General features: G+C 63.4%; 10 protein-coding genes and 2 pseudogenes. 4 read left to right on the top strand and 8 right to left on the bottom strand.

Annotated elements, in window-relative coordinates; translation table 11 throughout:
• From EN939_RS05585 to EN939_RS05575, 3 genes and pseudogenes are all read right to left on the bottom strand, one after another.
• Nucleotides 1-429, bottom strand: a pseudogene (locus tag EN939_RS05585) (sugar phosphate isomerase/epimerase family protein); the annotation flags it as partial.
• A 110-nt stretch (nucleotides 430-539) separates the two neighbouring features.
• Entirely contained in the window at nucleotides 540-1,892 is a 1,353-nt protein-coding gene (locus EN939_RS05580) for an extracellular solute-binding protein (RefSeq protein ID WP_127267238.1), read from the bottom strand.
• A gap of 259 nt (nucleotides 1,893-2,151) precedes the next feature.
• Nucleotides 2,152-2,937 (bottom strand): SDR family NAD(P)-dependent oxidoreductase, encoded by a 786-nt coding sequence (locus tag EN939_RS05575; RefSeq protein WP_127267237.1) that lies wholly within the window; start codon nucleotides 2,935-2,937, stop codon nucleotides 2,152-2,154.
• A 98-nt stretch (nucleotides 2,938-3,035) separates the two neighbouring features.
• Here EN939_RS05575 and uxuA point away from each other — a divergent pair, with 98 nt between their 5' ends.
• The 4 genes from uxuA (at nucleotide 3,036) to EN939_RS05555 (ending at nucleotide 8,255) form a co-directional block, all read left to right on the top strand.
• Entirely contained in the window at nucleotides 3,036-4,220 is a 1,185-nt protein-coding gene (gene uxuA, locus EN939_RS05570) for a mannonate dehydratase (protein ID WP_127267236.1), read from the top strand.
• Nucleotides 4,221-4,536: 316 nt separating this feature from the next.
• Nucleotides 4,537-5,556 carry an isopenicillin N synthase family dioxygenase gene (locus EN939_RS05565; protein ID WP_127267235.1) on the top strand — a complete coding sequence of 340 codons (1,020 nt, stop codon included), beginning with the start codon at nucleotides 4,537-4,539 and terminating at the stop codon, nucleotides 5,554-5,556.
• 332 nt (nucleotides 5,557-5,888) lie between these two features.
• Nucleotides 5,889-7,208 (top strand): LLM class flavin-dependent oxidoreductase, encoded by a 1,320-nt coding sequence (locus EN939_RS05560; RefSeq protein WP_127267234.1) that lies wholly within the window; start codon nucleotides 5,889-5,891, stop codon nucleotides 7,206-7,208.
• Nucleotides 7,209-7,235: 27 nt separating this feature from the next.
• On the top strand, nucleotides 7,236-8,255 hold the full coding sequence (locus EN939_RS05555; RefSeq protein WP_127267233.1) for an NADP-dependent oxidoreductase: 1,020 nt from the start codon (nucleotides 7,236-7,238) through the stop codon (nucleotides 8,253-8,255).
• 70 nt (nucleotides 8,256-8,325) lie between these two features.
• On the opposite strand, the gene EN939_RS05550 is transcribed toward EN939_RS05555, so the two are convergent.
• From EN939_RS05550 to EN939_RS05530, 5 genes and pseudogenes are all read right to left on the bottom strand, one after another.
• On the bottom strand, nucleotides 8,326-9,642 hold the full coding sequence (locus EN939_RS05550) for an aspartate aminotransferase family protein (RefSeq protein WP_127267232.1): 1,317 nt from the start codon (nucleotides 9,640-9,642) through the stop codon (nucleotides 8,326-8,328).
• Complete coding sequence (locus EN939_RS05545; protein ID WP_127267231.1) at nucleotides 9,639-10,406, bottom strand: N-formylglutamate amidohydrolase; 768 nt, start codon at nucleotides 10,404-10,406, stop codon at nucleotides 9,639-9,641. Before EN939_RS05545 ends, EN939_RS05550 begins: the two co-directional genes overlap by 4 nt.
• Nucleotides 10,406-11,728 (bottom strand): glutamine synthetase, encoded by a 1,323-nt coding sequence (locus EN939_RS05540; protein ID WP_127267230.1) that lies wholly within the window; start codon nucleotides 11,726-11,728, stop codon nucleotides 10,406-10,408. The genes EN939_RS05545 and EN939_RS05540 overlap by 1 nt, the downstream gene beginning before the upstream one ends.
• Nucleotides 11,725-12,372: a cysteine hydrolase family protein gene (locus tag EN939_RS05535; RefSeq protein WP_127267229.1), complete on the bottom strand. Its 648-nt coding sequence runs from the start codon at nucleotides 12,370-12,372 to the stop codon at nucleotides 11,725-11,727. Before EN939_RS05535 ends, EN939_RS05540 begins: the two co-directional genes overlap by 4 nt.
• Nucleotides 12,369-12,690: pseudogene (locus EN939_RS05530) on the bottom strand (MurR/RpiR family transcriptional regulator); the annotation flags it as partial. The pseudogene EN939_RS05530 and the gene EN939_RS05535, both read right to left, overlap by 4 nt.

The raw sequence follows: 12,690 nt of genomic DNA, 5'->3' as shown, positions 1-12,690 counted from the left end.
GTTCTCGGCAGCGGCTTCCGAGGGCCCGCCGCCGAGAACCAGCACCGGTGAGCCGAAGCCCTTCAACATCCTGGCCAGCGCGACGAGCACGTCACGTTCATAAGGCCAGGCGACAGGGTTGGTGAAGATCGCATTGACGTAGAAGGAGGAGAGCTTGATGCCATACTCGCTCTGGCCTTCCGACAGCAGCGCATAGCGCCGCAAGATGTCGGTGTCGGTGGTCACTCCCATCGGCGCCTGGTTGCCGAGCTGCATGTATTTGCGGGCGTACTGGTCCGACAGGCTGGTGAAGGCGAGGATCTCGAACCAGCCGAAGCCCTGGTCGGCGAGAAACTTGATGGCCGGCCTGAGCGGAAGGCCGGTCAGGTCCCAGCTGTTCAGATGATAGCCGATCGAGAAGCGCTGCCGTTCGGCGCGATGTGTCATCATGTGTTTTCTCCGATGGGCGAGGCTGCCCGAAGCAGGCAGCCTCTGTTTTTCTTGCCTGGCACATCAGCCCGGCTGGATGGGCGCTCGCTTGCAGGCGCTACTTCAGGGCCTCATTTGGGCGGCCAGCTGCCCTGGGCCTTGAGGTCATCGAAGATGGTCTGGATCGATGCGGCGGCGTCTTCGGGCGTCGTGGTGCCGCCGACGATGCCGGCGATTGCCGAAGACGTGGCGCTCGCGACCTCCGAGGGCCAGATCCAGTCGAGGAACTTGATCGTGTTCGGGAAGGCTTGCTTGCGCAATTCGACGGCATAGGCATCGTCGACCTGCGGCACGCCCTTGATCGAGGCCGCGATCGGCTGTTCCGGCGCGAGGTAGAGCGTCGCGACTTCAGGCCGTGTCAGATATTCGATGAATTTGACCGCGGCATCGAGCTTCTCGGGCGGGATCGAGGAGGCGACGCACATGCCGTTGTCGGCACCGCCGCCATGGCCGGGCGCTCCCGGCGTTCCGTCCATTTTCGGAAAGGCGAAGACGCCCCATTTGAAGTCCTTGACGCTCGACTGGAGCGACGGGATTTCCCAGGTGCCGCCATAATACATGGCGCTCTTGCCGGCGGCGAACGCCGCACGCATGCCGTCCTGGTCGACGGAAAGCGAATCCTTGGAAAGGATGCCATCATCGACCCATTGCTTGATCAGCTTGAAGCCCTCGACATCGGGCGCGTCGGTGAACTTGGCCGTACCCTCGAGGTTCTTCTGCGTCTTGCCGACCGGGTCGCCCGAGGCCTGCGAGAAGGTCTCGAAGTACCACATCGGCCACATCACGGTGTTCGAGCCCTGATGCAGCAGAGGGATCACGCCCTCGGTCTTGAACTTCGGCACGGCTGCCTTCAGGTCGTCATAGGTTGGCGGGACAGGAATGGCGAGCTTCTGAAAGAGATCGACATTGTAGAAGATCGTCGATGTCGACAGCGTCGAGATCGGCACGCCGTAGACTTGGCCGTTGACCGTGAAGGCGCCAAGTGCAGCGGCGTCGATCCTGTCCTGGAACGGCTTGATCTTGTCGGCAATCGGCATCACCAGTTTGCGCCTGACATAGGCGCCATTGGTGTAGAAGGCCGGGCAGGCGATCAGGTCCATTTCCTGGTTTGCAAGTTTTGCGGTCATCACGCGCTGAATGGAATCGGTTTGCGGCCCCTGGGCATCCCATTCGACGGCGGCGACGTCGGGGTTGGCCTTGAGGAAGCCGTCGATGACCTGTTGCTGGATTTTCTTTTGCTCGTCCGGCGGTTGACGCGGCGCGAGTTCGTCGAGCGCCGAGCCGCCGAAAATCTTGAGCGTGATCCCGTCGGCGTGGCCGATGCCGGGCACTGTGATCAGGCCGAGACCTAGCAGTGCGGTGGCGAGGATGGGAGCGGCGGGACGTTGTTTAGGACGATGGGTCACTCTCTGCTGAAGGGGCATCTGGCTCTCCTTTACGCCAATGCCGAGGGGCAACCTCGGGACCAATATCGTTGATGGTCATATGATCTTGGTCGCCTGTTGATGTTTTTGTCAATCGGCAACAATGCCTATTATTTCATCGATCGCACCGCCCCCTTTCATGTTCGGCGTGGCCCGTGCGGTGTTCAATTTGCTTGGGCATTGATCTGCAAGAAGATCGGCAAACCAATTGTCGGATGCTGGCTGCTCCCGGTGACGGACAAGCCCCAATCTTCGCAATCTACTTCACGCCGATGCCGGCGGTCAGGCCGCCATCGATCTTGTAGTCCGCGCCAGTGCAGAAGCCGGCCTTCGACGAACACAGGAAAGCGATGAGTTCGGCCACTTCCTCCGGCTCGCCGATGCGTCCGATGGGGTGCGCTTCGCCGAAGCGCTTGTAGGCGGCCTCGACATCGGCATCCGTGCCGTTCTGCCCGCGGGCGGCCTTCTCCAGGATTGGGGTGCGGATCGAGCCCGGGCTGACGGAATTGACGCGGATGCCGGAGCGCGCATGGTCGAGGGCCAGGGCACGCGTCAGCGTGTGGATGGCGCCCTTGGTGGTGGCATAGGCGGCGACGTTTTGCTGGCAGGCAAAGCCCTGCACCGAAGCGACGTTGACGATGGCGCCGCCGCCCATGCGGACCATTTCCGGGATGCCGAAATGTGCGGTCAGATAGATGGACCCGACATTGACCGACATCGCCCTGTTCCAGGTCTCGAAATCGGTGCTGGTCGCGGTTCCGTACGGATGCACCGCCGCCGAATTGACGATGATATCGAGGCCGCCGAACCGCTCCACGCCGGCCGCGACCGCGTCGCGAACCTGATCGGGCACGGAGACGTCGGCGTCTATGACCAGCGCCCCGGCTGCGGAGCTTTCCAGTTCCGCTTTCAGCGCAGTATTGGCCGCGCGGTCGATGCCGCAGGCGACGATCGCAGCACCCCCTGCAGCGAGGCGTCTGGCGGTTGCGAGGCCAATCCCGGTCGTGCCCGTCACCAAAGCCACCTTGCCGTCGAAATCCTTCATTGGGAAAACTCCTTCATTCGCTGTCCGAAACCGTTCCTAGTTTGACACCCATTGTGGTCCAACAATAGGTTGCCATCCTCTCGCAGAAGGAAGCGGCTATGGAACAGTGCTGGCGCTGGTATGGACCGAACGACCCGGTAACGCTCGATCATGTCAGGCAGGCCGGTGCGACCGGCGTGGTGAGCGCCTTGCACGATATCTATGACGGGCGCGCCTGGCCGCTCGAGAGCATTCTGGAGCGCAAGCGTGTCATCGAGGCCGCCGGCCTGACATGGTCGGTGGTCGAGAGCATTCCGGTCCACAATTCATTCAAGATCGGCGCGCCGGAACGCGAGCGCTATGCCGGCTACTATCGTGACTCAATTCGCGCGCTCGCCAAGGCCGGCATTGCGACGGTCTGCTACAATTTCATGCCGGTGGTCGACTGGACGCGCACGGATCTCGCCTATCGGCTGCCAACGACAGGTTATGCGTTGCGTTTCGACGCCATCGATTTCGCGGCCTACGATTTGTTTGTGCTGAAGCGCGTCAATGCCGAGGCCGGCTATACCCCCGCCCGCATTGCCGAGGCGGAAGCGCGGCTGAAGGAATTGAGCAGCGAAGCGATCGACAGGATCGAGCGCAACCTGATCACCGGCCTGCCTGCGACCGAGCGCAGCTATGACAGGGACAGTTTTCGCGAGGCCCTGGCGGACTATGATGCGATCGGACCGAAGGAGCTGCGCGACAACCTTGCCTGGTTCCTGCGCGAGATCATTCCGGTGGCCGAAGAGGAGGGGGTGCGCATGTGCATCCATCCCGACGACCCGCCCTTCTCGCTCTATGGCCTGCCGCGCATCGTTTCGACCGCCGAGGATGCGCGTTTCATCCTCAACGCCGTCGACAGCCCCGCCAACGGCCTGACGTTCTGCACCGGCTCCTATGGCACGCGCGCCGACAACGACATCGTCGCCATGGTCAAGGAGTTCGCCGACCGCATCCATTTCGCCCATCTGCGCAACATCACCATCGAGGATGACGGCTCGTTCCACGAGGCCGAGCATCTCGAGGGCGGCACCGACATGGCGCATGTTATCCTGGCTCTGATGCAGGAAGAGGCGCGCCGCCGTCGGGAAGGCCGCGCCGACTGGCGCATTCCTATGCGGCCCGACCATGGCCATCTGCTCGCCGACGATATCGGCAAGACCAGGCTCAATCCTGGCTATTCGCTGATCGGCCGGCTGAAAGGCCTCGCCGAGCTGCGTGGCATCATGCGCGCCATCGAGCGGTTCGAGCTGGCTTGAATGCGCTCCGGCCGGTCGGCTGGCGGATTTACAGGCGATCACGCGCGGTTGCGCTTCCGCTGTGACTTATACGATGTCGCACTGGAAAGTGCGGCCTACGAGAGGCATGGCGGGTAAAGCACGTGTCGGGAAATTATTTGCCGGCAGTTCACAATATGCAGCGCTGACGTTCTTCCATTCGGGCCAGATTGGACTTCCTGTTGCTTTGATCGGCACGCCTTGCGTGTCACTTTGAGATGCATTCATTCTCGAAGCTCTTGCCGGTGGTCGCTTCTATTTCTCCTAAGCCAAGGCAGAGAAAAGAAGGAACCTGAGCATGCCCAGAATTGTGCCGGTGCTCGATCTGAGCCGTCTCGAACAAGGTGCTTCCGAGTATCGTACCTTTCTCCTGGACCTGCGCACGGCGGCTCGGGACGTCGGCTTCTTTTACCTCAGCGGCCACGGAATTTCGGCCTCGGAGATCGACGACGTGATCGACGCCTCGCGCCGGTTCTTCGCGCTGCCGGAGGCCGACAAGCTGGCGATCGAAATGGTCAAATCCCAGCAGTTCCGCGGCTATACCCGCGCCGGTGGCGAACTGACCAAGGGCGCGGCCGACTGGCGTGAGCAACTCGACATCGGCGTCGAGCGCCAGCCCATAGCGCAGGGACCTGGAATTGCACCGTGGACACGGCTGCAGGGGCCGAACCAGTGGCCGCCTGCACTGCCGGAGCTCAAGCCGGCACTGCTTGCATGGCAGGCCAAGGCGACCGCGGTGGCGATTCGGCTGTTGAAAGCCTTCGCGCTATCGCTCGATCAGCCCGAGGACGCCTTCGACGCGATCTACCGGGACTCGCCCAACCATCGTATGAAGATCGTTCGTTATCCCGGCCGTGACGCGACCGAAGGCGACCAGGGCGTCGGCGCGCACAAGGATGGCGGCTTCCTGACCCTGCTGCTGCAGGACGACAACAAGGGGCTGCAGGTCGAATATGACGGAAGCTGGGTGAATGTGGATCCGCTGCCCGGAACGCTGGTCGTCAACATCGGCGAACTGCTCGAACTCGCATCGAATGGATATCTGCGGGCCACCGTGCACCGCGTCGTGACGCCGCCTGCCGGCGTCGAGCGGATTTCCGTTCCCTTCTTCTTCAGCGCGCGGCTCGATGCGACCATCCCGCTTCTCGGCCTTTCCGAGGAACTGGCGGCGCAGGCGCGCGGACCGGCAAGCGATCCCGACAACCCCTTGTTCCGCGATGTCGGCACCAATGTGCTCAAAAGCCGGCTGCGTTCCCATCCCGACGTGGCACGCCGCCACTATGCCGATCTTCTGGAGACTGGAACGGTGGGTTCGTGACGGTCGCCTGGCACGAATTTTTGCCGTTTGGCATGTTTTTTGGAATGCCATTCGTCGCCAAGGCTTGGAAATAAGCTCAAAAAGGTAAAATCGTTCGGCGGTTTCCTCCCATTTCGCCGAACGGTGTTCCCCTCTGAAGGTTTTGACCTTCTTTTTGGCCGGGCCGTATTCGAGCCCGGCCTTTTTTGTCCTGGGGTATCAGGCGCAAAACTGAAATGCTGCAAAAGCCCGGCGCAGCGGAACAGAATACCTTCCCGAGTTGGGCTGACCGTCCGATCCTGAGAAGGATTCGAGCACTGTGCTCGACTGTATCGATCGGCGGAACATCTTTCATGACACGAAAACAACTGCGCCTCGGCGCCTTCATGCGCCCCGTCAGCCTGCACACCGGCGCCTGGCGCTATCCGGGCGCCTATCCCGACGCCAATTTCAATTTCGCGCATCTGAAGCGCTTCGCCCAGACCCTGGAAGCGGCGAAGTTCGACGCCTTCTTCATGGCCGACCATCTGGCCGTTCTGAACATGCCGATCGAGGCTTTGCGGCGCAGCCACACGGTCACCTCGTTCGAGCCGTTCACGCTACTGTCGGCGCTCGCCGCCGTCACTGACCATATCGGGCTGGTCGCCACCGCATCGACGACGTTCGACGCGCCCTATCATGTTGCTCGCCGCTTCGCCTCGCTGGACCATATCAGCGGTGGACGCGCCGGCTGGAACATCGTCACCACGTCCAACCCTGACGCGGCGCTGAACTTCGGCCTCGACGAGCATGTCGAGCATGATGAGCGCTACCGGCGGGCGCGGGAATTCTACGATGTCGTCACCGGCCTGTGGGACAGCTTTGCCGACGATGCCTTCATCCGCGACGCCGAAAGCGGGTTCTATTTCGATCCGGCCAGGCTGCATGTGCTCGACCACAAGGGCGAACATCTCTCGGTGCGTGGGCCGCTCAACATCGCCCGGCCAATCCAGGGTTGGCCGGTCGTCGTCCAGGCCGGCGCGTCGGAGGCTGGACGCCAACTGGCGGCGGAGACAGCGGAGGTCATTTTCGCCGCCCATGCGGATATCGCGGCGGGACAGCGTTTCTTTGCCGACGTCAAAGGCCGTGCGGAGAAACTCGGCCGCTCGCGTGACGACATCAAGATCCTGCCTGGCGCCTTTGTCGTTGTCGGCGACAGCGTCGAGGACGCGCAGGCCAGGCGGGCGAAGCTCGACAGCCTCGTCTACTACGAGAGCGGCATCGCCTCGCTGTCGATCGCGATCGGACACGATGCGTCCGGATTTGACCCGGACGCGCCCTTGCCCGAAATCCCCGAGACCAATGCGAGCAGGAGTGGCCGCGAGCGCGTCATCGAACTGGCACGCGAGGAGAACCTGACCGTCAGGCAGCTTGCGCAAAGGCTGGGCGGCTATTCCGGCCTTGCTTTTGTCGGCACGCCTGAAACAATCGCCGACGAGATGGAGGAATGGCTGGTTGCCGAGGGCTCTGACGGGTTCAACATCATGTTTCCCTACCTGCCGGCAGGGCTGGATGATTTTGCCGAGAAAGTGGTACCGGAATTGCAACGGCGAGGCATCTTCAGGCGGCAATATGAGGGGTCGACACTGCGCGAGAATCTCGGCTTGAAGCGGCCGCCCAACCGGTTTTTCTAGTAGAACATCCTTCGCGGAGAGGTCTCCATGTCAATCCAGTCCAACACCCGCATCGTGCTCGCGGCGCGACCGCAAGGCCGGCCGAAGCCGGATCATTTCCGCATCGAGACGGTTGACCTTGACCAGCCGGGAGAGGGCGAACTGCTGTTGCAGATCCTTTATCTGTCGCTCGATCCCTATATGCGCGGTCGTATGAACGCCACCAAATCCTATGCCAAGCCGGTCGATGTCGACGGTGTGATGGAAGGCGGCACCGTCGCGCGTGTGATGATCTCTCGCCATCCGGAATTTGCTGAAGGCGATATCGTCCTGTCCCACTCCGGATGGCAGAGTTTCGCCCTGTCCGACGGTGTCGGGCTGCGCAAGCTCGATCCCGCGGCTGCACCCATAACAACCGCGCTCGGCGTGCTCGGCATGCCGGGCTTTACGGCCTATGCCGGTCTGCTCACCATCGGGCAGCCGAAGCCTGGCGAGACGGTCGTCGTCGCGGCCGCCAGCGGCGCGGTCGGGTCGGCCGTTGGCCAGATCGCGCGCATCAAGGGTGCGCGTGCCGTCGGCATTGCCGGCGGTGCCGAAAAGTGCGCCTTCGTGCGAGAAGAGCTCGGCTTTGACGCGGTCGTCGATCACCGGGCCGACGATTTTGCAGAGCAGTTGAAGGCAGCTTGCCCCGGCGGCATCGACATCTATTTCGAAAATGTCGGCGGTCCTGTCTGGGACGCGGTGTTTCCGCTGCTGAACGAATTTGCGCGTGTGCCGGTCTGCGGGCTGATCGCGCAGTACAACGTCATCGCGGATGCCGGCACCGACCGGTTGCCGACATTGATGCAGCAAGTGCTGCACCGCAGCCTGACGATAAGGGGTTTTATCCAGCGCGAATTTGTCGACCAGCGCCCGGCCTTCTATCGCGAGATGGCCGAATGGATAGCGTCCGGCCGCGTCCGCTACAGGGAAGATATCGTGGACGGCATCGAAAATGCGCCTCAGGCCTTTCTCGGCCTTCTCGAAGGCAGGAATTTCGGCAAGCTGATCGTGCGTATCGCGGAATAATTGTTGCACAACGATGAGCCGGGGCTGCCGAGACAATCGCTGTCGCAGCCCGGCGCGGCGCCTTTTTTGTTCACCACATCATGAAGGAGGCGACGTCCGCATCCGAGACCTTGCCGGCATTCACGTCAGCGATTGCCTGGTCGACGATCGCGACGCCCTCGGTCATCTCGTCTTCCGTCAGCGTCAGCGGTGGCATGAACTCCAGCACATTGGCCCTCAACCCGACATAGGTGAAGGCTGCACCCAACTCATAGCCGCGATAGATGATCTTGGCCGTGGTCGCCGCCGCAACCGGCTCACGTGTCGTGCGGTCCTTGACCAGGTCGACGCCGATGGCAAGCCCGCGCCCGCGCACGTCGCCGATGATCTCGTGTCTGTCGCCAAGCGCCCGCAATGCGTCGGAAAACAGCATGCCGATCCGCGCCGAGCGCTCGACCAGGCCGTCCGTCTCGATCGTCTTCAGCACCGCGTTGCCGGCCGATGTCGCCACCGGATTGCCTGCGGTTGTCTGCAGCGCGAAGGCCGGCGCATGGTCCATGATCCCCTTAGGGCCGATCACGGCCGACAACGGCAAGCCACCGCCGATGCCTTTGCCGAAGACGACGAGGTCCGGCGTCAGTCCTTCATGCTGGAAGCAGTGCATCATGCCGCTGCGAGCGAGCCCGACCTTGACCTCGTCGACGACAATCTTGATGCCGTGCCTGCGGCAACGCTCCTGCAATGCCTTGAGAAAGCCGGGCGGCGGCACGATCAGCCCGCCATCCGACATCAACGGCTCAATGAACACCGCCGCGACCTGATGCGGCGGGCAGGTGGTCTCGAACTGGTAGTCGAGCAGGGCAAGCACGTCCTCGCTGCTGAAATTCGGGCGGTACGGATCGGGATAGGGCAGCAGAAGCACGCCCGGCCGGGGCAGCGTGTGGGTCATGGCGGTATGGCCGCTGATGCCCATCGAGCCGGAGAGATTGCCGTGATAGGAACCGATGAACGAGATGAAGCGCGAGCGGCCGGTGGCTGCCTGCAGCACGCGCACCGCGCAGTCATTGGCATCCGACCCGGAATGGCCGAACCAGACGCGTCGTTCGCCTTCTCCGGGCGTAATCGCCAGCAGCCGCTCCGCCAGCGATACGGCGGGCTCGTTCGGGTAGAGCAGCAGGCTGGCGCCCGCCATGTCGCGGATCGACGTCTCGACCGCTTCGACTATTGCCGGATGGCCGTAGCCGAGCACCGCCGGACCGGCCGATCCCGACAGGTCGAGCAAGGAGCGGCCGCCTTCCTCGATCAGCCGGTTGCCCCGGCCGCCGATGACGCTGAGCGGGGAGAAACGCAGCTTGCCGATCTGGGCGATGGTCGCGGCATCACGTTCGCGCAGGCTGAGATTGCTCACGACACGGATTCCGTTTCGAGCGCCGGCAGTGCCGCCGCCAGCCGGTCCGCCCATTCCTCGATGCCGGACCGTGTCGACAAAAGGTCCTGCCGGATCTCGACGAGGACGGCGGGGATGCCGCGATCATCGCCATGAATGGGCACGGCGTAATCGGCGTCGCGGCTGATCACATAGGGCACGTTGGCCGCGACATTGAGCCCGGCGTCGGTGCGCAGGCCCGAAAGGATCGTTTCTGCGAGATCTCTTGCTTGGTCGTGCAGCACGCCGGCATGCCAGGGTCTGCTGACACCGAGGAAGACCGGCGTGAAGGAATGGATCGTCACGATCCGGGTCTGCCGGCCTGCTTGCGCCCGGCGGTCAAGATACGCAGTCACCCGGTCATGAAACGGCGAAAAGATGATCTCGGCGCGCCGGATCCGCTCCGCCGAATCGATGCCGACATTGCCGGGAATGTCGGTGTCTTCCGACAGCACCGGAATGCTGCCTGGCGTGCCCAGTGGCCGGTTGAGGTCGATCAGCAGCCGCGAGTAACCGCTGAGGAAGGCCGGTGCATCGAGCTTCGACGACAGCAGGCGGGTCACTTCGGCGGCGCCGATATCCCAGGCGATGTGGCGCTGCAGATGGCTGGCATCGAGGCCGAGCTGCCGATACTCGGCCGGCATGTGGTTGGACGCATGCTCACACAACAGCACGATATCGGAGCGGCCGTGCTCGTTGAGGACCTCGACGGCCTCGGGCCAATCTTTTCTGGCCTGCGCGGTCATCAATAGAGCGTCCGGTAGAGATCGCAGATGGAGGCCGGATCGAGACCGGCAAGACGCTCGGACTCATGTCGCTTGAGGCCGACGAAGGTTTCGATGAAGACAGGCGCGAACCATCCCGTCACGATGCCGTCGGCCAGCAACGCGTCCAGTGCCACGGGCAGGGTTTCGGGCAGGCGCACCAGACCGAGACTCGCCCGCTCAGCCTCGCTCATCAGTGTCGGGTCGCCGGTGACCAAAGGCGGCGACGGCAGGCCCGCCTTCAGCCCTTCCAGCCCGGCGCGGATGATCGCCGCCAGCGACAGATAGGGATTGCCGGTGGCGTCAGCGGCCCGGTATTCGATGTTGTATTGCCGCGCCGGATCGCGTCCGCCGATCGTCACAGTCGGGCAGATGCGCAGCGACGCCTCGCGGTCGCGGTCGGCGAGCCAGGTATAGGACGAACTCCAGCTGTGCGGCTTCAGCCGGTAGAAGGACGACACGCTCGACGCCGTCATCGCGGTCATTCCAGGCAGATGGCGCAGCACGCCGGCACAGAAGGCGCCGGCTTTGGCGGAAAGACCTCCGGGCTGCGTTGGATCGTATGTCACCGGCTTGCCGGCCTCGTCGACAAAGCTGAAATGGATGTGGACGCCGTTGCCGACGGCAGTTGGCGCGGTTTTGGGCGCGAAGCTCGCACGCCAGCCGGCATTGCGCGCCAATTCGCGCGTGATTTCGCGGATGGCGACGGCGCGGTCCGCCGCCGTCAGCGCGTCCGCCGGCTCGTGCGTCACCTCGAACTGCTCGTCGCCGAATTCGGCGATGACCACCTCGGGAGCGTCTCCGGCTTCCTCGAGCGCCGCCATCAGGTTGGGCGCGAAGGGGTCCGTGCGGCGCAATGCGGCGAAAGACATCGAATGCGCCGGCGCGAAGCCGCCGTCGGCGACATTGAATTCATGCTCGAAGGCGGCGATGACCGACAGGCCGGTTGCGGCTTTCAAATCGGCCAGCGCCTCTTTGAGCATCGTGCGGGTGCAGCCGAGCCATGGGCTGCCATCGAGCTCGACGATGTCGCCGGCGACCATGTCGAACGGCGTCGCCGATCCGGTACGTGTCGTGCGAAAGCGCGCCTTGAGATCGGGGATAAGCCGCAGGTCGCCCGACGAGCCCCAGGGGTTGGGATCGACGATCGAGTTGAACGGCGTCAGCGACAGATTGGCCTGCAGCCAACCGACGCCGGTCGTGGCGGTCTTCTGCAACTTGCCTTCGGCAACGAAGCGGCCCCGCGTGACGGCGGAGAGATCCGTGGTGACGACGGCAACCAGAGGCTCGACAGTCGATGTCATGCCGGTTTTCCCAAAGCGTTGAAGCGGCCGACGACCGTGTCGGTATCGGCCACCCAGCAGTAGCCGCCGAAGGCCTTGAGCGCGATGTCGTGGCGTTCCTGCGTAATGGTGGCGCAGGCATCCGATACGCAGGTGACAAGATAGCCGCGGTCGGCGCCGTCGCGCACCGTCATGTCGACGCATTGATCGGTCAGCACGCCGACCACGACGAGATAGCGGATGCCGAGGTTCTTGAGGAGATAGTCGACATTGGTCGAGTTGAAGATGCCGGACGACGTCTTCGGCAGCATGATCTCGTCGCCGACCGGCGCCAGCGCCGGCACCGGCAGACCCTCCGGGAGGCTGGGCGCGACATGGATCGGCGTCAGCTTGTGGTCGAGCGAGCGGTCACGGCCGTCTTCGGTCAGGCTCTGGATGATGGTGTGCAGCACCTCGACGCCATTGGCCCGCGCAGCGGCCAGCAGGCGCTCCTGGTTGGGGATCGTCTGTGACGATGTCTGCCGGTAGAAATAGTGATCGGGCCCACGCTCCGGATGCGACGGATCTGCGCCCGGCTCCAGCCAGATGCGCTGCATGTCGACGAGCAGCAGGGCCGTTTCGCCGGCACGGAAGGCTTCGTCTCGTTTGGGTAGGGCCTGGGTCATGCTTTGTCGTCCTGCTTTGCTGATTTGGGTCCCGGCGTCTTGCGGGGTCCGGGTATCTTGCGCGCGCCGTTCTCTTGCGGGTCGCTGTCGAGTGTCACGGCATTGGCATGTCGCACCCTTTCGAGCCGCTCAATGCGGGCGCGCGCGTCGTCGCCCAGCGTCGAAACGATATGGGCGACCAGCGCCTCCATCTGGGCGATTGCCGGCGCCAGCGTGTCATAGGGCGAGGCGACTTCGAGCGGGCTGACGATGGTGACTTCGGCGAGGTCTGATATCGGCGACAGCCATTGGTCGGTGAACAGGACGATGCGCACATCG

The sequence above is a fragment of the Mesorhizobium sp. M7A.F.Ca.CA.002.05.1.1 genome (genome assembly GCF_003998335.1).
Taxonomy (GTDB): Bacteria; Pseudomonadota; Alphaproteobacteria; order Rhizobiales; family Rhizobiaceae; genus Mesorhizobium.
This window is presented reverse-complemented; position numbering and strand designations above follow the sequence as displayed.

Excerpts from the sequence above, each read along its gene's own strand:
- EN939_RS05580 (WP_127267238.1), bottom strand. The coding sequence starts at position 1,892 with ATGCCCCTTCAGCAGAGAGTGACCCATCGTCCTAAACAACGTCCCGCC.
- EN939_RS05575 (WP_127267237.1), bottom strand. The coding sequence starts at position 2,937 with ATGAAGGATTTCGACGGCAAGGTGGCTTTGGTGACGGGCACGACCGGG.
- uxuA (WP_127267236.1), top strand. The coding sequence starts at position 3,036 with ATGGAACAGTGCTGGCGCTGGTATGGACCGAACGACCCGGTAACGCTC.
- EN939_RS05565 (WP_127267235.1), top strand. The coding sequence starts at position 4,537 with ATGCCCAGAATTGTGCCGGTGCTCGATCTGAGCCGTCTCGAACAAGGT.
- EN939_RS05560 (WP_127267234.1), top strand. The coding sequence starts at position 5,889 with ATGACACGAAAACAACTGCGCCTCGGCGCCTTCATGCGCCCCGTCAGC.
- EN939_RS05555 (WP_127267233.1), top strand. The coding sequence starts at position 7,236 with ATGTCAATCCAGTCCAACACCCGCATCGTGCTCGCGGCGCGACCGCAA.
- EN939_RS05545 (WP_127267231.1), bottom strand. The coding sequence starts at position 10,406 with ATGACCGCGCAGGCCAGAAAAGATTGGCCCGAGGCCGTCGAGGTCCTC.
- EN939_RS05540 (WP_127267230.1), bottom strand. The coding sequence starts at position 11,728 with ATGACATCGACTGTCGAGCCTCTGGTTGCCGTCGTCACCACGGATCTC.
- EN939_RS05535 (WP_127267229.1), bottom strand. The coding sequence starts at position 12,372 with ATGACCCAGGCCCTACCCAAACGAGACGAAGCCTTCCGTGCCGGCGAA.